This is a genomic window from Ruegeria sp. AWH4_226, assembly GCF_056159225.1.
The window spans coordinates 1,935,907-1,957,812 of the sequence record NZ_JBSWUU010000001.1; the positions used below are offsets into that span (position 1 = coordinate 1,935,907).

At 57.7% G+C, this 21,906-nt stretch carries 29 protein-coding genes; 11 read left to right on the top strand and 18 right to left on the bottom strand.

Annotated features, from left to right (window positions below):
- Window positions 1-198 precede the first annotated feature (198 nt).
- Window positions 199-753: a hypothetical protein gene (locus ACXAET_RS09410; RefSeq protein WP_475184000.1), complete on the top strand. Its 555-nt coding sequence runs from the start codon at window positions 199-201 to the stop codon at window positions 751-753.
- A gap of 41 nt (window positions 754-794) precedes the next feature.
- Window positions 795-1,187: an META domain-containing protein gene (locus ACXAET_RS09415; protein ID WP_475184002.1), complete on the top strand. Its 393-nt coding sequence runs from the start codon at window positions 795-797 to the stop codon at window positions 1,185-1,187.
- Here ACXAET_RS09415 and recO read toward each other — a convergent pair.
- The 4 genes from recO to era form a co-directional block, all read right to left on the bottom strand.
- A complete protein-coding gene (gene recO / locus ACXAET_RS09420; protein ID WP_475184003.1) occupies window positions 1,171-1,896 on the bottom strand; it encodes a DNA repair protein RecO in 726 nt (241 codons plus the stop codon). The genes ACXAET_RS09415 and recO overlap by 17 nt on opposite strands.
- A gap of 95 nt (window positions 1,897-1,991) precedes the next feature.
- A complete protein-coding gene (locus ACXAET_RS09425; RefSeq protein WP_475184005.1) occupies window positions 1,992-2,891 on the bottom strand; it encodes a hypothetical protein in 900 nt (299 codons plus the stop codon).
- Between the two features lie 109 nt (window positions 2,892-3,000).
- Window positions 3,001-3,330: a DUF1491 family protein gene (locus tag ACXAET_RS09430; protein ID WP_475184007.1), complete on the bottom strand. Its 330-nt coding sequence runs from the start codon at window positions 3,328-3,330 to the stop codon at window positions 3,001-3,003.
- A complete protein-coding gene (era, locus tag ACXAET_RS09435; protein WP_475184008.1) occupies window positions 3,327-4,235 on the bottom strand; it encodes a GTPase Era in 909 nt (302 codons plus the stop codon). The genes ACXAET_RS09430 and era overlap by 4 nt, the downstream gene beginning before the upstream one ends.
- A gap of 205 nt (window positions 4,236-4,440) precedes the next feature.
- On the opposite strand from era, the gene ACXAET_RS09440 reads away from it, so the two are divergent.
- Window positions 4,441-5,244, top strand: a complete 804-nt coding sequence (locus ACXAET_RS09440; protein WP_475184010.1) for a hypothetical protein — start codon at window positions 4,441-4,443, stop codon at window positions 5,242-5,244.
- Window positions 5,241-5,999 (top strand): hypothetical protein, encoded by a 759-nt coding sequence (locus tag ACXAET_RS09445; RefSeq protein ID WP_475184011.1) that lies wholly within the window; start codon window positions 5,241-5,243, stop codon window positions 5,997-5,999. The genes ACXAET_RS09440 and ACXAET_RS09445 overlap by 4 nt, the downstream gene beginning before the upstream one ends.
- Here the strand turns inward: ACXAET_RS09445 and rnc are convergent.
- From rnc to folK, 9 genes are all read right to left on the bottom strand, one after another.
- A complete protein-coding gene (gene rnc, locus ACXAET_RS09450) occupies window positions 5,996-6,682 on the bottom strand; it encodes a ribonuclease III (RefSeq protein ID WP_475184013.1) in 687 nt (228 codons plus the stop codon). The genes ACXAET_RS09445 and rnc overlap by 4 nt on opposite strands.
- On the bottom strand, window positions 6,679-7,518 hold the full coding sequence (gene lepB, locus ACXAET_RS09455) for a signal peptidase I (protein ID WP_475184015.1): 840 nt from the start codon (window positions 7,516-7,518) through the stop codon (window positions 6,679-6,681). The genes rnc and lepB overlap by 4 nt, the downstream gene beginning before the upstream one ends.
- A gap of 57 nt (window positions 7,519-7,575) precedes the next feature.
- Window positions 7,576-7,995 (bottom strand): holo-ACP synthase, encoded by a 420-nt coding sequence (acpS, locus tag ACXAET_RS09460; RefSeq protein WP_475184016.1) that lies wholly within the window; start codon window positions 7,993-7,995, stop codon window positions 7,576-7,578.
- A 1-nt stretch (window position 7,996) separates the two neighbouring features.
- Entirely contained in the window at window positions 7,997-8,974 is a 978-nt protein-coding gene (locus ACXAET_RS09465; RefSeq protein WP_475184018.1) for an NADPH:quinone reductase, read from the bottom strand.
- A gap of 39 nt (window positions 8,975-9,013) precedes the next feature.
- A complete protein-coding gene (locus ACXAET_RS09470) occupies window positions 9,014-9,760 on the bottom strand; it encodes a pyridoxine 5'-phosphate synthase (RefSeq protein ID WP_475184020.1) in 747 nt (248 codons plus the stop codon).
- Window positions 9,753-10,451 carry a DUF2062 domain-containing protein gene (locus tag ACXAET_RS09475; RefSeq protein WP_475184021.1) on the bottom strand — a complete coding sequence of 233 codons (699 nt, stop codon included), beginning with the start codon at window positions 10,449-10,451 and terminating at the stop codon, window positions 9,753-9,755. Before ACXAET_RS09475 ends, ACXAET_RS09470 begins: the two co-directional genes overlap by 8 nt.
- A gap of 16 nt (window positions 10,452-10,467) precedes the next feature.
- Window positions 10,468-12,600 carry a RelA/SpoT family protein gene (locus ACXAET_RS09480; RefSeq protein ID WP_475184023.1) on the bottom strand — a complete coding sequence of 711 codons (2,133 nt, stop codon included), beginning with the start codon at window positions 12,598-12,600 and terminating at the stop codon, window positions 10,468-10,470.
- A gap of 27 nt (window positions 12,601-12,627) precedes the next feature.
- Window positions 12,628-12,981 (bottom strand): DNA-directed RNA polymerase subunit omega, encoded by a 354-nt coding sequence (rpoZ, locus tag ACXAET_RS09485; protein WP_475184025.1) that lies wholly within the window; start codon window positions 12,979-12,981, stop codon window positions 12,628-12,630.
- Between the two features lie 86 nt (window positions 12,982-13,067).
- Window positions 13,068-13,637 carry a 2-amino-4-hydroxy-6-hydroxymethyldihydropteridine diphosphokinase gene (folK, locus tag ACXAET_RS09490; RefSeq protein ID WP_475184026.1) on the bottom strand — a complete coding sequence of 190 codons (570 nt, stop codon included), beginning with the start codon at window positions 13,635-13,637 and terminating at the stop codon, window positions 13,068-13,070.
- Window positions 13,638-13,777: 140 nt separating this feature from the next.
- On the opposite strand from folK, the gene ACXAET_RS09495 reads away from it, so the two are divergent.
- The 6 genes from ACXAET_RS09495 to ACXAET_RS09520 all read left to right on the top strand — a co-directional run bounded on the left by ACXAET_RS09495 (window position 13,778) and on the right by ACXAET_RS09520 (window position 17,611).
- A complete protein-coding gene (locus ACXAET_RS09495; protein ID WP_058283597.1) occupies window positions 13,778-14,353 on the top strand; it encodes a LabA-like NYN domain-containing protein in 576 nt (191 codons plus the stop codon).
- Window positions 14,354-14,547: 194 nt separating this feature from the next.
- Entirely contained in the window at window positions 14,548-15,498 is a 951-nt protein-coding gene (gene ispH, locus ACXAET_RS09500) for a 4-hydroxy-3-methylbut-2-enyl diphosphate reductase (RefSeq protein ID WP_475184029.1), read from the top strand.
- Window positions 15,495-15,947 (top strand): DUF3429 domain-containing protein, encoded by a 453-nt coding sequence (locus ACXAET_RS09505; protein WP_475184030.1) that lies wholly within the window; start codon window positions 15,495-15,497, stop codon window positions 15,945-15,947. Before ispH ends, ACXAET_RS09505 begins: the two co-directional genes overlap by 4 nt.
- A complete protein-coding gene (locus ACXAET_RS09510; protein ID WP_475184033.1) occupies window positions 15,944-16,528 on the top strand; it encodes a class I SAM-dependent DNA methyltransferase in 585 nt (194 codons plus the stop codon). The genes ACXAET_RS09505 and ACXAET_RS09510 overlap by 4 nt, the downstream gene beginning before the upstream one ends.
- Window positions 16,521-16,988 carry a ribonuclease HI gene (gene rnhA / locus ACXAET_RS09515; RefSeq protein WP_475184035.1) on the top strand — a complete coding sequence of 156 codons (468 nt, stop codon included), beginning with the start codon at window positions 16,521-16,523 and terminating at the stop codon, window positions 16,986-16,988. The genes ACXAET_RS09510 and rnhA overlap by 8 nt, the downstream gene beginning before the upstream one ends.
- The gene (locus ACXAET_RS09520) at window positions 16,985-17,611 is read left to right on the top strand and encodes a trimeric intracellular cation channel family protein (RefSeq protein ID WP_475184037.1); all 627 of its coding nucleotides are present in this window, start codon (window positions 16,985-16,987) and stop codon (window positions 17,609-17,611) included. Before rnhA ends, ACXAET_RS09520 begins: the two co-directional genes overlap by 4 nt.
- A gap of 156 nt (window positions 17,612-17,767) precedes the next feature.
- Here the strand turns inward: ACXAET_RS09520 and ACXAET_RS09525 are convergent, their stop codons facing one another.
- From ACXAET_RS09525 to def (ACXAET_RS09540), 4 genes are read right to left on the bottom strand one after another with little or no spacing between them, the layout of a single operon-like run.
- On the bottom strand, window positions 17,768-18,004 hold the full coding sequence (locus ACXAET_RS09525; RefSeq protein WP_475184039.1) for a hypothetical protein: 237 nt from the start codon (window positions 18,002-18,004) through the stop codon (window positions 17,768-17,770).
- A 5-nt stretch (window positions 18,005-18,009) separates the two neighbouring features.
- Window positions 18,010-18,924 carry a methionyl-tRNA formyltransferase gene (gene fmt, locus ACXAET_RS09530; protein ID WP_475184040.1) on the bottom strand — a complete coding sequence of 305 codons (915 nt, stop codon included), beginning with the start codon at window positions 18,922-18,924 and terminating at the stop codon, window positions 18,010-18,012.
- A gap of 2 nt (window positions 18,925-18,926) precedes the next feature.
- Window positions 18,927-19,421, bottom strand: coding sequence for a peptide deformylase (def, locus tag ACXAET_RS09535; RefSeq protein ID WP_475184042.1), 495 nt, complete (start codon window positions 19,419-19,421; stop codon window positions 18,927-18,929).
- Window positions 19,418-19,936, bottom strand: coding sequence for a peptide deformylase (gene def, locus ACXAET_RS09540; RefSeq protein WP_475184044.1), 519 nt, complete (start codon window positions 19,934-19,936; stop codon window positions 19,418-19,420). The genes def (ACXAET_RS09535) and def (ACXAET_RS09540) overlap by 4 nt, the downstream gene beginning before the upstream one ends.
- A 94-nt stretch (window positions 19,937-20,030) precedes the next feature.
- Here def (ACXAET_RS09540) and ACXAET_RS09545 point away from each other — a divergent pair, with 94 nt between their 5' ends.
- Window positions 20,031-21,203 (top strand): MalY/PatB family protein, encoded by a 1,173-nt coding sequence (locus ACXAET_RS09545; protein ID WP_475184045.1) that lies wholly within the window; start codon window positions 20,031-20,033, stop codon window positions 21,201-21,203.
- A 173-nt stretch (window positions 21,204-21,376) separates the two neighbouring features.
- Here the strand turns inward: ACXAET_RS09545 and ACXAET_RS09550 are convergent, their stop codons facing one another.
- Window positions 21,377-21,730, bottom strand: a complete 354-nt coding sequence (locus ACXAET_RS09550) for a hypothetical protein (protein WP_475184047.1) — start codon at window positions 21,728-21,730, stop codon at window positions 21,377-21,379.
- Between the last annotated feature and the right edge of the window lie 176 nt (window positions 21,731-21,906).

Below are 21,906 nucleotides of genomic sequence, written 5' to 3' on the forward strand. Positions count from 1 at the left end.
AATTCGGCACTCCTGTTTCCCCAACTAACCCGGCCAGCGCGCCGGGTTTTTTTCTTGCGAAATTGAAATTGCACAAATGACGGGCATGGGGGCTCAAGCGTCGGTGGTGATCCTCCGACAAGTGAATTTCACCTTTGAACTTGGCCCTGATCCCCGATAGATCACCTACTGGCCCCGATACAAAGGATCGCAGCAGGAATGACCAAAAGACTATTCGCAGCCTGGGCAATTGTGACTGCCCTTATTCTGGGCGGCTGCGCCACCGAACAGCCGACCGCAAGCCAAAACGATATCGACACCCTGGCATATGCGATCCAATCCCTCGGACCCGATGTCGATCCGGTCGAAGCGCGAACGGCCGCTTCCATCTCGTATACCTACTCACAGCAGCTAAAGCAGGACTGGAATGTCACTGACACGGCCATCATCCATAATGCCAAGGTTATCAATGGCTTTCGTGAGCGCGGTTTGTGCAATGACTGGGCCGAAGCCATGACCAAGCGCCTGAGGCAGGAAGATTTTCGCACGCTGGATATCCATTGGGCGACATCGCCACCCACCCAATTCAGGATCATCCATCACTCGGCCCTGATCAGCGCAGATGGCGACTCGATGTATGACGGGATAATCCTTGATCCCTGGCGGGCCAGCGGTGCACTGACATGGGCACCCGTACAGGAAGACACCAAGTACAACTGGCGCCCCCGACTGGAAGTGCGGCAAGAGCTGCTGAATGGTGAGTTGCCTTTATAGGTGCGGTTCCGTCTTTACGTTCCGTGGGTTAAACCGGTTACATGATACGCCTGATCTTGACCCTGCCGATGTTGGCCCTGTTTCAATGCGACAGGGACGAGACCGTCGCCGCTTATGGCGCGGCCGACACGACCTGGGCGCTGCAGGAAATCGATGGGCAGCCTTACAAGGCCAGCGCCCTGCTACGCTTTCCTGAACAAAACAAGATCGAAGGCAATGCCCCTTGCAACAGCTATAGCGGCACCCTGACAGCACCTTACCCATGGTTCGAAATCGCTGATCTGACGGCAACCCGCGCCGCCTGCGCCGGGCTTGAAGCCGAAGGGTTCTACTTTGCGGCCCTAATGGCCATGACCCAGTCCGAGGTGTCCGGTAACGTTCTGATCCTGCGCAATGATGCCGGGCACGAGATGGTGTTCACAGCCGTCGAGTAAACTGATCCACAAAACGCGCCCGTGCCTCGGGCAGAGGGTGATTCCCCAGCGACGGGGCCAGATGGTGTGTCAAAAAATATCCGGTTGTCTGAAGGCCAAGTGCAATCTCTGCGTCGGGTGCGCGCCCCTCTCCTCGCAAGCAAGGGGGCAGTGGCAACAGCCTGTCTGCCCATTCCCCTGCCCCCTTGGCACTGACCGCGCGGCCGGTTTTGGGTGAGACATAGGCCAAACCGCTGGTTGAACCGGTCACTGCACAGGACGAAAGATCAAGACCGAACCCCAGCTCTTCCAGCAACGCCAACTCCCACCGCAGATAAGCCAGCGGCCAAATCTCGTCCTGCCCGAGCAAGTCCATCAACCGTTCGGTTTGCATATAAATCGCCGGATGAGGCTCCCGCTCTGGCAGACAGAACGTCAGCAACGCAACAACTGCGTTCAATCCTGCCAGGGCCAATCGGCCAGAGAATGCCGCCGCAGCACGCGACCGCAGCGGTTCAACCTGAAAGGTTCCGATGTGTTCCTCAAGCCGGGCGCGCCAAAGCACATCCAACTGCGCCCCCGGTTGCAGGATCGGGGCGATCTTGCGGCTGGTCCCGCCCCGGACAACACCGGCATGGCGGCCATGGCTTTCGGTGAAAACCTCAATGATTGCCGCCGTCTCCCCATGGCGACGCGTGGTCAAAAGGATACCATGATCACGCCAGTCCAAATTAGGCTCCTTTTGCCTGCGGGTTTCCCGTTGCCCGCAACAGATCGCAAGGCGCCAGCATCCGCAAGGGCTGTGACAGACAGAATTTCGCGCGCTTAAAACCTGAGCCTGAAGGCCGCACCCACCAGCGGGGCTGTGTCATAGCTCTGGCGGCTCAGCTCTGTTCCATTTGCGTCATCCAGCGTCAAACGCCCTTCAAGTTCGGCCCCTGCAAAGACATTCAGCGAAAAACCGGGATTGGGGTTATACCCGAACGAGATCACCACGGGGATGCTTTTGTCTTCGCCCACGCCATTTGGCGCCAGCCCATCATCGTCCAGTCGGAAGCGAATACGCTCATACCGGGCCGACAGGGCAAGGTTCATCGTGTCGTTGAGCGCATAGCTGAGCGTCAGACCCGGCCCCTGCGTGGCCCCAATCCCCGAGCCCGTATTCAGGTTCCAGCGGTCATTGATGTCCCAATCAACAAGTAGAGCCGGAAAAAAGTCGATATCATTGTCTTCGATCTGCGAAAATGCCCCAAAAGCCGGGCCTATGGTCAGCCGCTCGTTCAGTTTCCAGGCGACGCCCGCAAAAACGCCATAGGTTCTACCATCACTGGCCTCGGCCCCGCTTTGATAGTCCCACCTAACTTGCGGAGAGATGAAAACCGTGGTCGCACTCCCAACACCAAACCGAAGCGGTACCGCAACGCGGATGTCCCGAATGTCTTCCCATGGTTGGTTATTGGCCTGACTGAAATTGTAGTCCAACCGGCCAAAGCTTGCCGACACCCCAAGCGACGTGTCATTTTGAAACGTATATAGCGCTGTGGTGCGTAGGAAAATGCGGCTTGCAGAAAACTCACCACCCTCACTCAAATCTGCGTCACCCTGATACGCGGCGAGACCATCGATTTGATAACCCCATCCCAACCGGGGCTGCGCAAGCGAAGGGGACGCAAATAAAGCAGAAATCATCGCAGCGACGCAGCATAGTCGGGCAATCGTTTTCATCAAGCTCAACCTCAATAGGGCGGGTTACAAGGACAGATAACACTTCGGTGCGAACGGTAGAACGTATCGCAGAAATAGAATGCTAAACTGTGTCAACCAGGGCTAAAAATCAGTCTAACCCTTCGTCGCCAAGAAGGTGACGCCCTTGCCTGTCCTCGACCTCAATCACCCAAAGATCGGGATCAAAACTGCGCTGGCGCTGGATAGTCTGATCCACCTCGGGCTCGGGGCCAGAAGAAAGCTCGACCCATTTGCGTTCACCGCTCATCAAGTCAAAGCTGCGCTGGAAGGCAATCGCCTGCCCGTCCAGCGTGTTCAGCTTGACCAGTACCGCACCCGCCGTATCGTCGCCGTGGGTCACGACAAAGGCCGGGATTTGCTGAAACCGCAGCCGCGCCAGATAGGCGTGAACCCAGAACTCGGCCGTCAGGCGGGTCATGCGTTGCCGTCTTTGAAGTCCAAACCCATTTCCGAGTAGCGCTCGGACTCTTCCAACCAGTTGGGCCGGGCTTTGACCTGCAGGAACAGGTGGATCTTGCGGTCAAGGAATTCTTCCAGTTCGGCCCTTGCCGCCTGGCTGACAGCCTTGATCGTCTCACCGCGTTTGCCGAGAACAATACCTTTGTGACCATCGCGCATGACATAGATCACCTGATCAATCTTGGCTGAACCGTCCTTGCGTTCCTCCCAGTTCTCGGTCTCGACCGTCAATTGATAGGGCAACTCCTGATGCAGGCGAAGGGTCAGTTTCTCGCGCGTCATCTCGGCGGCAATCATGCGCAGGGGCAGATCGGCAATCTGGTCTTCGGGGTAAAGCCACGGGCCTTCGGGCAGTTCCGCGGCCAGCCACTTGCGCAGATCGTCGACGCCGTGGCCCTTTTCCGCCGAAATCATAAAGGTTTCGGCAAAAGGGTATCGCGCGTTCAACTCGCTGGTAAGGGCCAGCAGCTTCTCGGACGGAACCTTGTCGATCTTGTTGATCGCCAGCGCGATCTTGCGGCCCTGGCCGATCTCTTGCAGCCCCTCAAGAATGCGTTCGACCCCTTCGGTGATGCCGCGATGGGCCTCTACCATCAGCACGACGATATCGGCATCTGCAGCCCCGCCCCACGCTGCGGCGACCATGGCGCGATCCAGTCGGCGGCGCGGTTTGAACAGGCCGGGCGTGTCCACAAAGACTAGCTGCGCGTCGCCTTCCATCGCGACGCCCCGGATGCGCGCGCGGGTGGTCTGCACCTTGTGCGTCACGATCGAGACCTTGGCCCCGACCATGCGGTTCAAAAGGGTGGATTTGCCTGCGTTGGGCTCTCCGATCAGGGCGATAAATCCGGCGCGTGTGCTCATGTGTGTTGCGATCCTGTTAGCAAGTGCGCACCCCTATAGCAGAAACACCCGACGGGCCAGAGGGATTTGTCGCAAATCGGCCGTGCATCCGGCTCAGCTGCGCCTGAAACAGACGCAAGCAAGAGGCAAAAGAATAAACCCGATTTTCAGCTTCGTACCAAAATACTTATGCTATTAAACTGAAACAAATTCAGGGGGGGGGTGGATGGACCAGAAAGATCGAGGCTGGAGCATTCCAAGACGCGGATTTGGGTGGTTTGGAACCTGCGCGGCACTGTTGTTGCAGGCTCTGCTTGCAAGTGGGGCCTCAGCGGACAGTGTGGAATTCAAGATTTCCAACAGTTTTCCGGTGAAGGGAAAGCAGCTGCCCTTTTCTCTTTACTTGTCGGCTGAAGACAGCTCGGAAACACGGCTGGGTATTGAGGCGTTCATGGACCTCAGGTCGCTTCAAAAAAACGCGCCGTGGATTTTTTCGAATGTTCTGAAAGATACCTGCAAGCAAAAATATTCGCTGGCAGTTTCCGAGGCAAGGGCGCAGGGCGACACGATCCTTGCCAGCGGACAGGTGCAGGCCAAGTTTCATGCCTGCGACACGGATGATCCAGAGGTTTATTACCGGGGCGTGTTGCTGTTTGGCCAGAACGTGGATGCAGTTGTTCAGGCAGCAGCCGACGTCAAGGGCAAGTGTGTCCGCCTTCGTTTGGTCGATCTGGAACTGGACCTGCAAGGTTTTATCGGCACGGTTTCAGACCTTACCGGCGTAACGGAAAAGGTCCGCGAACTGATCCTGAAAAAAGGGGCCGAAATACTGGCCGAGCACCCGATCTGCCCGAAACTGCCCGAGGAATTGGCCGGGCTTGATCCATATTTTAATTCCGGCGGCATTCGCGAGATCGGTCAGGGCGGTGTCGGTGTTGCGCTTGTCGGTTCGGTTGACACCAGTTCGTCAACGATATTGGACCTTGTCGAGTTGCTGCAGGATAAGCGCGGAATTGGAGTGATCGAATGAAAACTCTGATCCTTGCCACGGCGTGCCTGTTGTTCAGCGGATATTTTGTTGCTGCCAAGGAGGTGACGCTGGAATTTCAACAGTCCCTGCCTTTGGCCGATACCGAAGCACCTTACCGGCTGAGCATGAAGCTGACCGATGTATCGCCAACCCGTATCGGTGTCGAGGCACTGCTGGACATGCGCGAGGTCCAGGCGGCACTGCCAAAGGCTCTTGCCGGAACCAGCTTTGCCGAGGGCTGCACGGTCGAGATTCATCTGGACTCAGTGGACGCCAAAGCCAAAGGTTCCGAAATTTCAGCGCAGGGGCGTTTCGGGATGAACACGTACCGATGCGACCGCAAACTGGGACAGGAGCCAGTGCGGCAAGAACAGATCGCCCATTTTGGCGTAACATTTGCCGCAACCGCCTCGGCCACGGTGCGGGACAATTGCGTGTATTTCGGGCTGCAGGGCGTCGAAGTCCAACCTGCGGATCAAGACCTCGTGTCCGAGGAACAGAAGGCGTGGCTGCAGGAGGCCCGCGCGATATTCCTGAAAGGCAGCTCGGCCCTTCTTAAGCGCTCACCAATCTGCCCGGAGTTGCCGCCGGAGCTATCCTCAATCGCTCCGAGTTACGATGGCGGCGGGACAACCGAGATCGGTGATGGCGGTATCGGCATCAGCTTGACAGGGTCGGTCGACGTCAGCACCAAGACAATCGTGAGCATCCTGAAGGTTTTGCAGGCTGAGGGGGTTTTGCCACCCGCCCCCTAAGCTGTGGGGCCCAGCCGATCCAACAACGCCTTGGCCGCGGCCTGTTCAGCCTGCCGTTTGGACCCGGCGGTGGCTTGCGCCTCTGCACCGTCCTGCAAGCGGGCAGCGATAGTGAAAACGGGCGCGTGATCGGGGCCGCTGCGCTTAAGTTCGACGTAAGACGGCGGCTTTTGCCCGCGCGCCTGCGCCCATTCCTGCAACGAGGTCTTTGCGTCGCGCGCATCGGCTTCGACCTTGTGGATGCGATCGCCCCAAAGCGTCAGAATGACATCTCGTGCAGCTTCGAACCCTGCATCGCGATAGATCGCGGCGATGACGGCCTCCATCGCGTCGCCCAGCAAAGCCTGCTTGCGGCGGCCGCCAGACAGCATCTCGGACCGGCCGAGCTTGAGCACTGCACCCAGATCGATCTGACGGGCGACGTCCGCGCAAGCCTCTTTGCGGACCAGCGCATTGAAACGCGGGGCAAGTTGGCCCTCGGATGCCCTTTTGTCGGCCTCCAGCAGCGCTGTGGCCATGACAAGCCCCAATACGCGATCGCCGAGGAACTCAAGACGCTGGTTATCAGGCCGCGTTGCCGATGAGACCGAGCCATGGGTCAGCGCCCGCACCAGCAGCTCCGGGTCAGAAAACTCATATCCAAGACGCCGCTGGAATGCCTTTATCTCGGCCGATAGCTTCAATTGATCGCCTTGAAAAAGCGATCGCTGCGCCATGTCCAGAAGAACAGCATCGATCGTCCGGCAGAAGAGAACATGATCCGGTCCGCACGACCAATCAGGTTTTCATACGGCACATAACCAACACCACCGGCGGATTGCGGCAGACGGCTGTCGCTTGAATTGTCGCGGTTGTCACCCATGAAGAAATAGTGGCCTTCGGGTACCATGTAGATGCCCGTATTGTCCGAAGCCTGATTGCCGATGTTCAAGACATCGTAGGACACCCCGTTGGGCAAGGTCTCGATCAGGCGGGATTTTTCGCAGGCACCACCAATGCCGACGGGGCCGTTTTCACAGCGCGGGCGCAGTCTTTGCGGCCCCTGCGGTTCGGCGGTTTCAGTAAAGACGCCATCTGGTTGTTGCGGCACCGGGGTCCCGTTCAGGATAACCTGTCCTTCGCGGATCTGAATACGGTCACCCGGCATGCCGATCAGACGCTTGATATAGTCGCGCCCGGTGACCGGATGACGAAAAACAATGACGTCGCCGCGATCGGGCTCTCCGCCCAGGATGCGGGAATTGTCTCCTCCTGGTATCCAGCCGCAGATATCTTCGGCATCAATGTTCAAACCAACACTTGGGATAATCAGACTGGGGCAGGACGCATAGGAATAGCCATAGGCCATCTTATTGACGAAAAGGAAATCACCGATCAGCAAGGTCTGCTTCATAGAACCGGAAGGAATCCAGAACGGCTGAAAGAACAGGGTACGGAAAACGCCTGCGATCAACAGGGCGTAGACGATGGTTTTGATCGTCTCCAATATGGGATTTCCGGTTTTGACGTCCTCGGCCATACTGCTCTCCGGTCCTTGGGTTGTTGGGGTGCTACATGCGGGGCCGTTGGGGGCAAGTCAAGACTGAGCGGCGTGATCTTGAAGCGGGCGGGCCTCAATCACAACGAAGGCCTGCGCCCATGGGTGGTCATCAGTCAAAGTGACGTGGATGATTGCCTCATGCCGCTCAGGCGTCATCTCTTTTAAACGCTCGGCGGCCCAACCGGTGACATGCATCACGGGCTGACCCGTGCGCAGGTTAGTGACCGCCATATCCCGCCACGAAATGCCCATGCGCAAACCGGTGCCCAAAGCCTTTGAGCAAGCCTCTTTCGCCGCCCAGCGCTTGGCGTAGGTTCCCGCGGCGTCGGCCCGGCGTTCGGCCTTGTTCTGCTCGGTTTCTGTGAAGACACGATTGCGGAACCGGTCGCCAAAACGGTCGAGCGTACCTTGAATGCGTTCGATATTCGCGAGGTCCGTGCCGATGCCAAGGATCACATCACACCTCCAGAACCACAGTGCCCATCTTCTCACCGGCTTCGACCATCTTGTGAGCTGCCGCAGCATCGGCCAAATGCCCCGCAGGCACGACCGCATGGTTCAAAACGCCCTGCTGCAACCATTCCGTCAGTTGGGCTTCGCCCCTGCGCCGTGCGACGGCGTCCAACTGATAGACGATCAGCATGTGCAGGCGAATGTTCTTGAACATGAAGCCGTAGAAATCAAGCTCTGGGCGCATCTTCGACACCGATGAATAGCTCGCGATGGTGCCGCCCGGTCGGATCAAACCCAGCGAGGCTTCCTGATTAGCTGCAAAATCGACTTCGACAATACGGTCAACACCGGCGCCATCGGTCATGTCCATCACAGCTTGCGTCACATTCTGAGTGCGGTAGTTCACAAACTCATCCGCGCCGGAATGCGCGGCCTTTTCCTGAGAACTCACCGTTGTGATGACCCGCGCACCACCAAGCGCGGCCATCTGGCAGGCGTAACGCCCCACGGTTCCCGCACCCCCGGTCACCAGAACCGTCTTGCCCGCAATCGGCCCGTCAGCATACAGCGCGTACCACGCGGTCATCGCCGGGATTCCAAAGCAAGCCCCTTCGGAAAAACTGGTCGTCTCCGGCAGAAAAACCGCCTGCTCGGACGGCAAGGCAATATACTCTGCACCGGTTCCGAACGCGCGTTGCCATTGGCCATTCCAGATCCAGACCCGTTTGCCGACCCGAGCCGGATCGACACCCGTACCGACGGCCACGATAACCCCAGCACCATCCGAATGTGGAATGACAACAGGATACTGCATGACCGCCCCGGGGCGCGCGCCACCGCGCAGTTTGACATCCGATGGATTGATCCCCGTGGCCTTCACCTGAACCACGACCTCACCCGGTCCAGCAACGGGGTCAGGCATGTCGACCAGTTCAAGCACGTCTTCTGCAGTGCCAAAGCTACGATAAGTGATTGCCTTCATGGCGTCCCCTCTTGATCCTGCATGCGTCGCGCAACCTGATCAGGCCCGTGCGTCATCCATCAGGCGACGCATTTCAGCTATTGCCGGGGTGAGACCACGGAAAATCGCCTCACCAATCAGGAAATGGCCGATATTCAACTCGCGCACCTCAGGGAAAGCCGCGATGGGTTGCACCGTTTCATAGTTCAAACCGTGCCCAGCATGCACCTCAAGACCCAGTGAGTGGGCAAAAGCGGACATCTGGCGCAGGCTTTCCAGTTCGGTTGCGGCTTCATCCACCCGGCCTTCGGCATGAGCGTCGCAATAAGCGCCTGTGTGCAGCTCAATCACTTCGGCACCGATGCGGTGCGCTGCCTCAATCTGGCGCTGGTCGGCTGCAATGAAGATCGACACGCGACACCCCGCCTCGCGCAGCGGCGCGATGTAATGGGCCAGCTTGTTTTCTTCACGCGCGACCTCAAGCCCGCCTTCGGTTGTACGCTCTTCGCGTTTTTCCGGGACAATGCAAACGGCATGCGGTTTATGGCGCAAGGCGATCTTTTGCATTTCCGGCGTCGCGGCCATTTCGAAGTTCAGCGGCACCGACAGAACTTCCATCAGACCATCGATATCCGCGTCCGAGATGTGGCGGCGGTCTTCACGCAAATGGGCAGTAATTCCATCTGCCCCGGCCTCTTCCGCCAGTTTGGCGGCGCGCAACGGGTCGGGATAGTCTCCACCGCGCGCATTCCGCACGGTAGCGACATGGTCGATATTCACGCCCAGACGCAGGTGGTTTTCAGACATCGCTTGATTCCTTTCCCGAACTCTGGCCCGAGCCTAGAGGGTTTGATACCGGAACGGCAGGTTTGCTTTCGGCCAAACGTTTGATTTCTTCGAATTTCGCTTTGATCCGCGCACGACGCCGTTGCTGATAGGTACGGACCACCGGAAGGCTGAGATAATAACAGACGAACCCGGCAATAAGTCCCGGAAAGATGCCCCCAATCATATAGGGAAAAAACACCTCGTCGTAAAAAATACTCAACCCGCCCCAATCGGCGACGCGATCCGTGAACATGGCCATAAAGTTGTTCTTCAGATCGCCGAGCGCCTGAACGAAACTGTCCGTCAGGCCGTGTGTTTCACCCTCTTCAAAATCGTCCCCCAAAAGGAAATGGCCCGTTTGCAGACAGACCACGGCGATGGGAACATAAGTCAGGGGGTTTCCGAAAAATGTGCCGCTCAGCGAAGCCAGCAAGTTGCCGTTGATCAATCGGCTGATCAGCGCTGCGATAAAGAAATGAAACCCATAGAAGGGCGTGAACGCAGTAAACACCCCTGCCCCAACGCCGCGCGCGATACGTTCAGGTGAATCGGGCAGGCGCCGGATACGGTGTTTGACGTAGTGAAAGGCACGGGTCCATCCGCCGCGCGGATAAACGAACTCCGAAGCGATCTGAATGGGTGAGCGTCGGTCTCGGCGCTTAAAAACCACTCCTGATCACCCTCTCTCAAACAGCCGCTACAGCGGTTTTTTCCTTATCGCGATACCGATCAACCGCGGCGACGTCGCTTTCGGCCTCAAGTGTCAGCATCAGCGAGTGCAGCTGTTCAAGGTCGCGCAGCTCGACACTGATCAGAAGGCGGTAAAAATCCGGTTTGCGGTCAACGAATACTAAGTTCGAAATATTGGCCTTTTTCTCGCCAATCAATGTGCAAATACGCCCCAGTACCCCAGCGTCATTTCCGATGGTTAGATCAAGCGTCACACCATACACCGCCGGGTGCGTGCCGGAATGCCAGTGCAGGTCGACCCAGCGGTTAGGTTCGCTTTCGTATTCAGACAGTCGATCGCAATCGATTGCGTGCACCACCACGCCCCTGCCGCGATACGTAATACCGACAATACGCTCACCAGGCAGAGGTTGGCAGCACGGTGCGCGTTCGAATTTCTGTCCGGGTTCCAGACCGATCACCGCACGGCGCGGGGAAATGGCATCGCCGTCATCCTGTGTCAGTTCGGGATAGACCGCGCTGACCACGTCATGCGCCGTCAATTCGGCACTTCCAAGGCGCGCCAACAGCTCGTGACGATCCTTGAGCCGCAGGTGCTTGGCGGCAGTATCCAGGGCTTTGTCGGTGGCTTTGCGACCCACGTGGTCGAAGCCCGACCGGGCCAGTTCCTTGCCAAGCTTAATAAATCGCTCGCGGTCGACCTCGCGCAGCGCGCGGCGGATGGAAGTCCGGGCCTTTCCTGTCACCGCAATCTCAAGCCACGTGACCTGCGGGGTCTGCCCATCTGCGGTGATGATGTCCACCGATTGCCCGTTCTTGATCCGGGTCCAAAGCGGAACGCGGATGCCGTCAACCTTGGCACCCACACAGGCGTGCCCGATCCGCGTGTGGATGGCATAGGCGAAATCAATCGGCGTCGCACCACGCGGCAGTTTCACCACGTCGCCCTTGGGCGTAAAACAGAAGACCTGATCCGAATACATCTCAAGCTTGACAGCTTCGAGGAAGTCTTCGTGATCCTCTTCGCTGTCGAACTGTTCGGTCAGGTTCGCGATCCACTTGGCCGGGTCCACGGCAAATGGGTTTTCTGAACGCACACCATCGCGATACGACCAGTGCGCCGCCACGCCCGTTTCGGCCACGTCGTGCATCTGGCGAGTACGTATCTGTACCTCGACCCGCTTGCCATCTCGTCCAGAAACCGTCGTGTGAATTGAGCGGTATCCGTTCGATTTCGGCTGACTTATGTAGTCTTTGAACCGCCCAGGAACGGCGCGCCAGCGCTGATGGATCGCGCCCAACGTGCGATAGCAGTCTTCTTCGGTCTGAGTGATGATGCGGAAACCGTAGATATCCGAAAGGCGCGAAAAGCCCTGATCCTTTTCCTGCATCTTGCGCCAGATCGAATACGGTTTCTTGGCCCGTCCGAAGACCTCTGCGTCAATCCCGGCCTTTTCCAGCTCGTGCCGCATATCGCCCGTGATGCGGTGGATTACGTCGCCGGTTTCGCGCTGCAGTGTGATAAAACGCCGAATGATTGACTGACGCCCTTCGGGGTTGAGCACCCGAAAGGCAAGGTCTTCCAGCTCCTCTCGCATCCATTGCATACCCATGCGGCCCGCGAGCGGTGCGTAGATATCCATCGTCTCGCGCGCTTTTTGAATCTGCTTTTCCGGGCGCATCGCCTTGATCGTGCGCATGTTGTGCAAACGGTCGGCGAGTTTAACCAGGATAACCCGCAGGTCCTTGGACATCGCCATGAATAGCTTGCGAAAATTTTCGGCCTGCTTGGTCTCTCGGCTGGAAAGTTGCAGGTTGGTCAGCTTGGTTACGCCATCAACAAGCTTGGCGACCTCATCCCCGAACAGATCGGCCACCTTGCCGTAGCTGGCTTTGGTATCCTCGATCGTGTCATGCAGAAGTGCAGTGATGATGGTGGCATCATCCAGACGCTGTTCGGTCAGGATGGCGGCAACGGCAACGGGATGAGTGAAATACGGCTCGCCAGAATGGCGGAACTGCCCTTCGTGCATCTGACGTCCAAATTCAAATGCGCGGGCAATGCGGTCTGCGTTGGTTTTCGGGTTGTAGTTGCGGACCAGCGCAATCAAGTCGTCAGCAGAAATCATCCGGTCCGCACCTTGTGTAAGCTTGGGTTACCCCTGGCCTTGAGCCTCCATCAGAGCGCGCAACAGCTTTTCTTCGGACATGTCATCTTCGACAGGCTTGTCCGACTCCGCTCCCATGAGAAGAGCCATCTGGTCTTCTTCCGGCTCATCGACCTCGATCTGTGTTTGGTTCGCTTCAATCAGGCGCTCGCGCAGTTCATCGGCGCTTTGCGTTTCATCGGCGATCTCGCGCAGCGACACGACCGGATTCTTGTCATTGTCACGGTCAACGGTGATGGGCGCACCGGCAGAAATCTCGCGCGCACGATGGGCCGCGAGCATCACCAGTTCGAACCGGTTTGGAACCTTGTCTACGCAATCTTCAACCGTCACGCGGGCCATTGGGCGCTCTCCGTTACTGAGTCCATGTCAGGAAGACGTTTATCTATGCGCGAATCCCCGGCTTGACAAGCAGGAAATGGCATCCATCACACGGGGGTGACGGCCTTGATCTCATCAGCGTCCAGTTCTGCAAGCATCTCGGTGACAGTGCGCCCCAAAACCGGGTGACGCCAATCCGGGGCCACGTCCGCCATCGGGACCAGCACAAAGGCGCGGTCCTGCAGGCGTGGGTGCGGCAGGATCAGCTCTTGCGGCGCCTGTTGTTTCTGCGTGTCAAGCGGCAAGACCCGCCATCGTTCGTACTCGGCCGTGTCCGGCAGGACAAGATCATCGTAGCAAATCAAATCCAGATCGAGCGTGCGCATGCCCCAGCGCTGCACCCGCTCGCGACCGAATTCATTCTCGACGTCGTGCAGCATGGTCAGCACCTGGCGCGGGGATTTGTCAGTTTCGACCACGATAGCCGCATTCACATAATCCGGCCCGGCTCCGGCAGGAAAACAAGGGGTTTCGAAGAAGCGGCTGGTAGCGCGAATCACAAACCCCTGACGCGAAATTGCGTCAATCGCCCTTTCAAGTGTCACCTTGGGTCTTGATGCGATCAGACTGAGATTTGCACCTAATGCAATCACTGCTTCTGACGAAGATTTGCGCATTTTTCACCCCATATTTGACAAATTGACTGCTTGCGATACGTTTAAATTGCCCTAATTATGGGCATATCAGCGTGTTGCTCATTCACTAGCTCACTCACCTACCACTCGGCGCCGCTGGTTTGTACCGGAAGGATCTATTTATGTTTTATAAAGACGAACGGCTAGCGCTGTTCATCGACGGCTCGAATCTTTATGCAGCCGCAAAAGCACTGGGGTTTGATATCGACTACAAACTGCTGCGTCAGGAATTCATGCGCCGCGGAAAGATGCTTCGTGCTTTTTACTATACAGCGCTTTTGGAGAACGACGAGTATTCGCCGATCCGTCCCTTGGTCGACTGGCTGCATTACAACGGCTTTACCATGGTGACCAAACCGGCAAAGGAATACACCGACAGCATGGGGCGTCGGAAAGTCAAAGGCAACATGGATATCGAATTGACCGTCGATGCCATGGAACTGGCGCCGCGCGTCGATCATATCGTGCTATTTTCGGGCGATGGGGATTTCCGCCCGTTGATTGCCAGCCTTCAAAGACAGGGCGTGCGTGTATCGGTTGTCTCAACCATCCGCAGCCAGCCGCCAATGATTTCGGATGAATTGCGCCGTCAGGCTGACAACTTCATCGAGTTGGAAGATCTGCGCGACGTGATCGGGCGGCCTCCGCGCGAAATGCCCATGGAGCCGCGCAGCGTCGCCGCCGCCGGCGGTCAATAAGGCCCGGCCTCGCACCAAACCAGGGCAAGAATTCGGCGCGGCCAGATAGTATAGTCTGACCGCGCCTTTGCTATACCAATACACAGGTGCTGAAACACCTAATGGCTAGCATCGATTCGTGTCAGGCAAATGACGCGGTCGCGACTGGACCAAGGCCACGAAAAGACTTACCTGTGGCCTATGGAGTTCACGACATGACCAAGCCACGCCTGACCCTTTACCTTGCTGCCCCACGCGGATTCTGCGCCGGGGTTGATCGTGCTATAAAAATCGTGGAAATGGCGCTGCAGAAATGGGGGGCACCTGTCTACGTGCGCCACGAGATCGTGCATAATAAATTCGTCGTCGACGGGTTACGCGCCAAAGGCGCGGTGTTTGTCGAGGAACTGGACGAATGCCCCGATGATCGGCCGGTGATCTTTTCCGCACATGGCGTACCAAAATCCGTGCCTGCCTCGGCCGCGGCGCGCGAGATGATCTACGTCGATGCCACCTGCCCGCTGGTCTCAAAAGTGCATGTTGAGGCACAGCGCCACGCCGATGCTGGTCTGCAAATGATCATGATCGGTCACAAGGGTCACCCCGAGACTGTCGGAACCATGGGCCAACTGCCTGAGGGTGAGGTGTTGCTGGTCGAAACCGTCGAGGACGTCGCGACGGTGCAGGTGCGTGACCCGGAAAAGCTGGCCTTTGTCACGCAGACCACCCTCTCTGTTGACGACACTAAAGATATCATAGCAGCGCTTGAGGCACGGTTCCCTGCCATCGTCGGGCCGCATAAGGAAGATATCTGCTACGCCACCACCAACCGGCAAGAAGCCGTGAAAGCCGTGGCTCCGAAATCGGATGCGCTGCTGGTTGTAGGTGCGCCGAACTCATCCAACTCGCGTCGCCTGGTCGAGGTCGCCTCGCGCGCTGGGTGCAACTACGCGCAACTGGTGCAGCGTGCGACTGAGATTGACTGGCGCGCGCTTGAAGGGATTTCGTCGGTTGCCGTCACGGCGGGTGCTTCGGCCCCCGAAATACTGGTGAATGAGGTGATCGACGCCTTCCGCGAACATTACGACGTGACCGTCGAACTGGTGGAAACCGCCGTGGAAAACGTTGAATTCAAGGTCCCGCGCGTCCTGAGAGCCCCCGCATGAGCGGTATACCAAGGGCTCCGCTGTTCCTTGGGCTAGCTGGGTTGATCCCCTTTATCTGGGGTGCGCTCACTTACCTGAATGACGACCTGCACGCATGGGGGACGCAGGCGTTCGGATCGCGTTTTGTGGGGCCGTATGTCCAACTGTTCTACGGTTCGGTCATCCTCAGCTTCATGTCCGGCGTTCTGTGGGGCTTCGCCACCAAGACGTCGGGCAGTAAGGCCGCGACCTGCTATGCCCTGTCCGTGCTTCCCGCGCTTTGGGCTTTTGTACAAACTGGCGGAGGACCGGTGAGTGCGGGTACCAACCTGATTTATGGATTTACCGGCCTTTTGGTGCTTGATGCCATTTTTTCATACTGGCGGTTGACCCCGACCTGGTGGTTACGCCTGCGTGTGTTACTGACGGCCATCGTGTTGGCCTGTCTGGCTGTGGGGGTGTATCTGTGACCGACGAAAGAACGATCAAAGCCTATTCCACCCGCGTGGCGGATTACCTGAAAATCCCTCTACCGCCGGAGCAGATCAAAGTCCGTCAGGCGTTTGCCAAAGCGGTCGGTGCTGGGCTTGTACTGGATTTAGGCTCTGGCCCCGGATCAGACAGTGCTTTTTTCATGCGTGAGGGGCTGACAGTGCGGGCGCTGGACGCAACGCCAGAATTTGTCGAACATGCGCGTAACAATGGCGTGGACGCACATCTGGGCACTTTCGACGATGTGACCGAAGTGGACACGTATGACGGCATCTACGCCAGCTTTTCCTTGCTACACGCCCCACGCGAGGCCTTCCCACGCCATTTGGCCGCCATCCACAAGGCGCTGAAACCGGATGGCATTTTTTTTCTTGGCCTGAAACTGGGAAGCGGCGAACACCGCGACGAACTGGACCGCTCCTATACCTACTTCTCGCAGACCGAGATCGAGGACGCGCTGGCACAGACGGGGTTCTCAATCGACCGTATTACAACCGGCATGGGCAAAGGGCTGGCCGGATCCTATGACGGCTTTATCCTGGTGATGGCCCATGCCTGAGCTATTCGCCTATACCGACGGCGCGTGTTCTGGCAACCCCGGCCCCGGTGGCTGGGGCGTCTTGTTGCGCGCGATGGATGGCAACACCGTTCTGAAAGAACGCGAATTGAACGGTGGTGAGGCTAACACGACCAACAACCGCATGGAGCTGCTGGCCGCGATCAGCGCGCTGGAAACTCTTGAGCGTGCCTCGGAAATCACCATCGTCACCGACAGCGCCTATGTTAAGAACGGTGTGACGGGATGGATATTCGGGTGGAAGCGGAACGGCTGGAAGACCTCGAACAAGAAACCTGTCAAGAATGTCGATCTATGGCAGCGGCTGGATGAGGCGCAGATCCGGCACAACGTAACCTGGGAATGGGTCAAAGGCCACGCAGGTCACCCCGAAAACGAAAAAGCAGATGAACTGGCCCGCGCCGGCATGGCTCCGTTTAAACCTCAAAAGGCAAAATCGTGAGCGGTCTTGCCCTGCTGGATTATGCCTCGGTTCTGGTTTTTGCCTTGACCGGAGCATTGGTGGCCAGCCGGGCGCAGCTTGATCTGGTGGGGTTTGCTTTCATCGCCTGTCTCACGGCGTTGGGCGGCGGCACGGTACGCGATCTGTTGCTGAACAGGCATCCGGTGTTTTGGGTCGGTCAACCGGATTACATCCTGATCGGAACCGGTGCGGCGGTGCTTGTCTTCTTGACCGCCCACCTGGTCGAAAGCCGGTACAATTGGCTGATCTGGCTGGATAGTTTCGCCCTGTCTATCGCAGTTGCCGCTGGCACTGGTGTCGCCTTGTCGCTCGGGCAATCCGGTACAATCGTGGTGCTGATGGGCATTTGCACGGGGTGTCTGGGCGGATTGATGCGCGACGTGGTCTGCAACGAAGTGCCACTGGTCCTCAAACAAGGTGAGCTCTACGTTTCATGCGCTTTCGCCGGCGCCATGACCGCGGTTGTCGTGCACCGCCTCGGGTTCGATGAATTGATCACTTTGGGGGCGTGCGCGCTGGTTTGCTGGGCTTTGCGGGCCGGATCGTTGTTGTTTGGTTGGAAACTGCCGGTCTACAAAAGCCGCCCCCCTCGCAATCAGTAAGACATAGCGTTTGAACTGACACACTTGTCTACGTTTTTTTGTTTGGCAGGTTTACGTTTTAAGCACTTAGCCGTCCGGCAGCGCGCCAATACGTTGATCACCAGTTACCATCGACTGGCAAACTTTCACCCGGCTGCGGCCCTGACCACACTTGAATCACTTCCTCCAATGCGTCGGCACGATGATCAGCGCACCAATGGATGACAGGACGGCGTCCAAACCCGGAGGGCCAAAGCTGATGCCGAACATGATTCTCACAAAGTAAAACAAGAACGCGCCACCCACACAAATGATGATCGAAGGCACATATCCGTTATGAGTGAAGCCGGTTTTTTCGGAGAGGTATCCAACGATCCCGGCGATCACGACAGTGCCCATCAGAACCAAGAACATCTGGCCTACTCCGAACTCAGGCAGGTTCCGGCATCGACCGGCCAGCCCCGCAAAAAGGTTTCCGTGTCCTGTGCGCCCTTGCCGGCCCGTTGCAGGCGCAACAGGTCGACTGCGCCCGTACCACATGCCACGCGAAGCGTGCCGTTCAGGACCGTCCCTGGTGTACCCTCTCCATCGGCTTGTTTTGAGGCCAACAACTTGACCCTTTCACCGCCTATTTTGGTCCAGGCCCCGGGAAACGGGGAAAGGCCACGGATCTGTCGGTCGATTTCAACCGCAGGGCGGGTCCAGTCCACCTGGGCTTCGGCCTTGTCGATCTTCGACGCATAGGTCACGCCATCTTCGGGCTGCAGCTCGGGCGTCAGATCGGGAAGACGTCTCAGCGCCTCGACGATAAGGTCCGCGCCCATCTGCGAAAGACGATCGTGCAGCTGCGCGGTGGTTTCCTCAGGCCCGATATCCGTGGCCTGACGCAATAGAACAGGACCAGTGTCCAGCCCGGCCTCCATTTGCATAATACAAATGCCGGTCTCTGCATCCCCCGACATGATCGCGCGGTGGATCGGCGCAGCCCCGCGCCAGCGCGGCAAAAGGCTTGCATGGATATTCAGGCACCCGTTCGTCGGCGCATCCAGAATGGGCTGTGGCAATAACAAACCATAGGCCACGACCACCGCAACGTCAGCATTCAGCGCGGCGAAGGCCTCTTGCTGCTCAGACGACTTTAGCGACACCGGATGACGGACGGGCAGATCCAACGCCTCGGCCCGTGCGTGCACCGGCGTTGGTCGGTCTTTCTTGCCGCGCCCGGCAGGCCGGGGTGGTTGGCAATACACTGCAGCAATCTCATGCCCGGCCTCAACCAGCGCGTCCAACACTGGAACCGAGAACTCCGGTGAGCCCATGAAAACGACGCGCATCCCTAACCCTGCTTTCTGGCTTTGCGCAGCAGTATATCGCGCTTCACCTTGCTCAGCCGGTCAAAATACATCTTGCCGTTCAGATGATCGATCTGATGCTGCACGCTGGTGGCCTCAATCCCAACAAAATCACGGCGATCCACAATGCCTTTTTCGTTCAGGTACTTCACCGTCACAGCACGAGGACGTTTTACCTTGGCCGAAACACCGGGCAGGTTCGGGCTGGCTTCGTCGTGTTCACGCAATTCAATCGAGCTGTGCAGGATTTCGGGGTTCGCCATGCGCACCGCCCGGCCGCGCTCGGTCGAGCCATCAACAACCGCCAACCGCAGCATGACACCAATCTGCGGCCCGGCAAGACCAACACCGGGCATCGCCTCCATCGTGTCGATCATATCATCCCAGATGGTGCGAATGTCATCCGTGATTTCAGCTACATCTTCTGCTTTGGTCCGCAAGCGTTTATCGGGCCATGGCAGGCAGGGGCGAACCGTCATGCGCGGGCCATCTCGCGTTTCAGCTTTTGCATCTTGCGCGTGATCATCTGACGCTTCAGCGGTTTGAGGTAGTCGATAAAAAGCTTGCCGTTCAGGTGATCAATCTCATGCTGAACGCACGTCGCCCATAGCCCGTCAAATGTTTCCTGCTGCAAGTTGCCGTCGCGGTCCAGCCAGGTCACATCAACAACCTTGGGCCGCGTCACCTCGGCAAATTGCTCAGGTATCGACAGGCAACCTTCTTCGTAGACATTGGTTTCGTCAGACGAGGCAACGACCTCGGGGTTGAACATGACCAACGGGCGCGGCGCCTCACCCTCTTCCTTGACGCAGTCCATCACGATCAGCCGATCCAGAACGCCGACTTGTGGCGCGGCCAGCCCAATGCCGGGTGCATCATACATTGTCTCAAGCATGTCATCGGCCAAATTGCGCAGCTCATCCGACATGTCGGCTACAGGGGCACAGACCTTTTTCAGACGGGGGTCGGGATGGATCAGGATATTGCGTTTCATAGGGTTGATTTAGGCCATCCCGCGCCCCGCCGCAACGCCCCCCTTGCACCTGCCGCGATTGTGACTAGCTTCGCAGCGGACAGATGGAGAAAACATGACTTTCAATGACGTGATCGACCGCCGGGGGACGAACAGTTCAAAATGGGACAAGATGGAGGACCTGTATGGCGTTTCGCCAAAAGACGGGTTGGCCATGTGGACCGCAGATTCCGACTACCCCACTGCGCCCTGCGTAAGAGAGGCGGTTCGCAACGCAGCTGATCACGGTGTCTTCGGCTATTCCTGGGAACATCCGGCGTATCTGGCCGCGGTCCAGTGGTGGATGCAGCACCGCCATGATTGGTCGATCGACACCGACTGGGTTCTGACCTCGCAAGGGTTGGGCAATGCAATTGCCCTGTGTCTGGATGTCTGGACCGATCCCGGTGATGGCGTCGTAATCTTCAGCCCCGTTTATCACGAATTCGCTCAGAAGATTAACAAGACCGGACGACGGGTTGTGGAATGCCCGCTGGTTCGGAATGGCGACAGCTATGGCATTGATTTCGAAGACGCGCAGTCGCGGTTGGACGGGTCGGAAAAACTGTTGATGTGGTGTTCGCCCCAAAATCCTTCGGGCCGAGTGTGGACGAAGGAAGAATTGCGTGCTGTCGCTGCATTCGCCATGCGAAATGGCTTGATCCTCGTATCGGACGAAGTTCACCAGGATCTTGTTTATCCCGGCCAAACTTTCGTGCCTATGGCAAAGGCCGCGCCCGAAGCGCAGCCCTTTACCGTGACGCTGACTGCGGCTTCCAAGACATTCAACATCGCGGGGCAGCGCACGGGAAATATAATTATCCCTGATGACTCCTTGCGCGCTGCCATGCGGCATCGGCTGAAAACACTGGATTACATGCCCAGTATGTTGGGTGTCACCATGATAACTGCGGCGTATTCACCCGAAGGCGCCGACTGGGTCGATGCACAAATGGCGCATCTGGACAGCAACCGCAAACTGTTCGACGCAACCATTGCCGAAATTCCGGGACTTTGGTCAATGCCCCTGCAGGCCACCTTTCTGGCCTGGGTCGATTTCTCGGGAACTGGAATGACGCATGACGAGGTTGTAAAGCGTCTGCGCAATGATGCCCGGATAGCCACAACCTCCGGCCCGGGCTTCGGCACTGGCGGAGAAACCTTTGAACGGTTCAATCTTGCGACGCAACACGCACGGGTAGAAGAGGCTTGCAAGCGTTTGAAACACGCGTTTTCCGATCTTCAATGACAGTCGCGCGCTGGGCTTTGCTGAAATCCGTCTTCCGCTTTCGCCCGGCGCAGCACGTTTTGGCTGATATCCAAGCTTCGTACGTTCTACGAACAGACGAAAGTTGTGATCGCCAATCAGCATTTCACAGACCGCTCACAAACGACCAAAATGACCGTATGGGAAATCTACGCCTAGTCTTCGTACCCCAGCAACGCAACCGGCGCATCGGGTGCGCGATAGAAATCCAGCGGAGCCGTGTCGGCCGCGGCTGTACTGCGCTTGAATTCGTACCGCATCTCACCAGCCTCTTCCTCATCGGCGATGATCAGGCATTGGTAAAGGTGGCGCGCCCCGTCGTAGATATCCACAAGGCCGCGTAATTGCGGTGTCGTTTCAGCCTCTACCGTAAAGCCGTCTTTCCACAATCTGAGTATTTTAAATGTATTGTCGCCAAACTCGACGCGCAGGCGGCTGGTCTTTTTCAACCCCGCGATTCGCGCAGCAACTAACTCGGCGCTTATTTCCTTTGAAATATAAGTCGTCATGGCACAATTCCCCGGGCAACGGACTCTATTGTGAAGTCCGGATTGTAAAAATCCAGTAAAGTCGGCCACATAGATTTGCGCATATCGAACCTGTTGCATCGAAATCTCAGGCCCCTCTGTGCGCAGGTGCAGACCCAATGCGCGGTGCCTGATGTGGGAAGGCGACGTGCAACCTC

What these genes read in the sequence shown, in the direction of transcription:
- ACXAET_RS09410 (WP_475184000.1), top strand. Translation starts at nt 199, where the DNA reads ATGACCAAAAGACTATTCGCAGCCTGGGCAATTGTGACTGCCCTTATT.
- ACXAET_RS09415 (WP_475184002.1), top strand. Translation starts at nt 795, where the DNA reads ATGATACGCCTGATCTTGACCCTGCCGATGTTGGCCCTGTTTCAATGC.
- ACXAET_RS09425 (WP_475184005.1), bottom strand. Translation starts at nt 2,891, where the DNA reads ATGAAAACGATTGCCCGACTATGCTGCGTCGCTGCGATGATTTCTGCT.
- ACXAET_RS09430 (WP_475184007.1), bottom strand. Translation starts at nt 3,330, where the DNA reads ATGACCCGCCTGACGGCCGAGTTCTGGGTTCACGCCTATCTGGCGCGG.
- era (WP_475184008.1), bottom strand. Translation starts at nt 4,235, where the DNA reads ATGAGCACACGCGCCGGATTTATCGCCCTGATCGGAGAGCCCAACGCA.
- ACXAET_RS09440 (WP_475184010.1), top strand. Translation starts at nt 4,441, where the DNA reads ATGGACCAGAAAGATCGAGGCTGGAGCATTCCAAGACGCGGATTTGGG.
- ACXAET_RS09445 (WP_475184011.1), top strand. Translation starts at nt 5,241, where the DNA reads ATGAAAACTCTGATCCTTGCCACGGCGTGCCTGTTGTTCAGCGGATAT.
- lepB (WP_475184015.1), bottom strand. Translation starts at nt 7,518, where the DNA reads ATGGCCGAGGACGTCAAAACCGGAAATCCCATATTGGAGACGATCAAA.
- ACXAET_RS09465 (WP_475184018.1), bottom strand. Translation starts at nt 8,974, where the DNA reads ATGAAGGCAATCACTTATCGTAGCTTTGGCACTGCAGAAGACGTGCTT.
- ACXAET_RS09470 (WP_475184020.1), bottom strand. Translation starts at nt 9,760, where the DNA reads ATGTCTGAAAACCACCTGCGTCTGGGCGTGAATATCGACCATGTCGCT.
- ACXAET_RS09480 (WP_475184023.1), bottom strand. Translation starts at nt 12,600, where the DNA reads ATGATTTCTGCTGACGACTTGATTGCGCTGGTCCGCAACTACAACCCG.
- rpoZ (WP_475184025.1), bottom strand. Translation starts at nt 12,981, where the DNA reads ATGGCCCGCGTGACGGTTGAAGATTGCGTAGACAAGGTTCCAAACCGG.
- folK (WP_475184026.1), bottom strand. Translation starts at nt 13,637, where the DNA reads ATGCGCAAATCTTCGTCAGAAGCAGTGATTGCATTAGGTGCAAATCTC.
- ACXAET_RS09495 (WP_058283597.1), top strand. Translation starts at nt 13,778, where the DNA reads ATGTTTTATAAAGACGAACGGCTAGCGCTGTTCATCGACGGCTCGAAT.
- ispH (WP_475184029.1), top strand. Translation starts at nt 14,548, where the DNA reads ATGACCAAGCCACGCCTGACCCTTTACCTTGCTGCCCCACGCGGATTC.
- ACXAET_RS09505 (WP_475184030.1), top strand. Translation starts at nt 15,495, where the DNA reads ATGAGCGGTATACCAAGGGCTCCGCTGTTCCTTGGGCTAGCTGGGTTG.
- rnhA (WP_475184035.1), top strand. Translation starts at nt 16,521, where the DNA reads ATGCCTGAGCTATTCGCCTATACCGACGGCGCGTGTTCTGGCAACCCC.
- ACXAET_RS09525 (WP_475184039.1), bottom strand. Translation starts at nt 18,004, where the DNA reads ATGTTCTTGGTTCTGATGGGCACTGTCGTGATCGCCGGGATCGTTGGA.
- fmt (WP_475184040.1), bottom strand. Translation starts at nt 18,924, where the DNA reads ATGCGCGTCGTTTTCATGGGCTCACCGGAGTTCTCGGTTCCAGTGTTG.
- def (WP_475184042.1), bottom strand. Translation starts at nt 19,421, where the DNA reads ATGACGGTTCGCCCCTGCCTGCCATGGCCCGATAAACGCTTGCGGACC.
- def (WP_475184044.1), bottom strand. Translation starts at nt 19,936, where the DNA reads ATGAAACGCAATATCCTGATCCATCCCGACCCCCGTCTGAAAAAGGTC.
- ACXAET_RS09545 (WP_475184045.1), top strand. Translation starts at nt 20,031, where the DNA reads ATGACTTTCAATGACGTGATCGACCGCCGGGGGACGAACAGTTCAAAA.
- ACXAET_RS09550 (WP_475184047.1), bottom strand. Translation starts at nt 21,730, where the DNA reads ATGACGACTTATATTTCAAAGGAAATAAGCGCCGAGTTAGTTGCTGCG.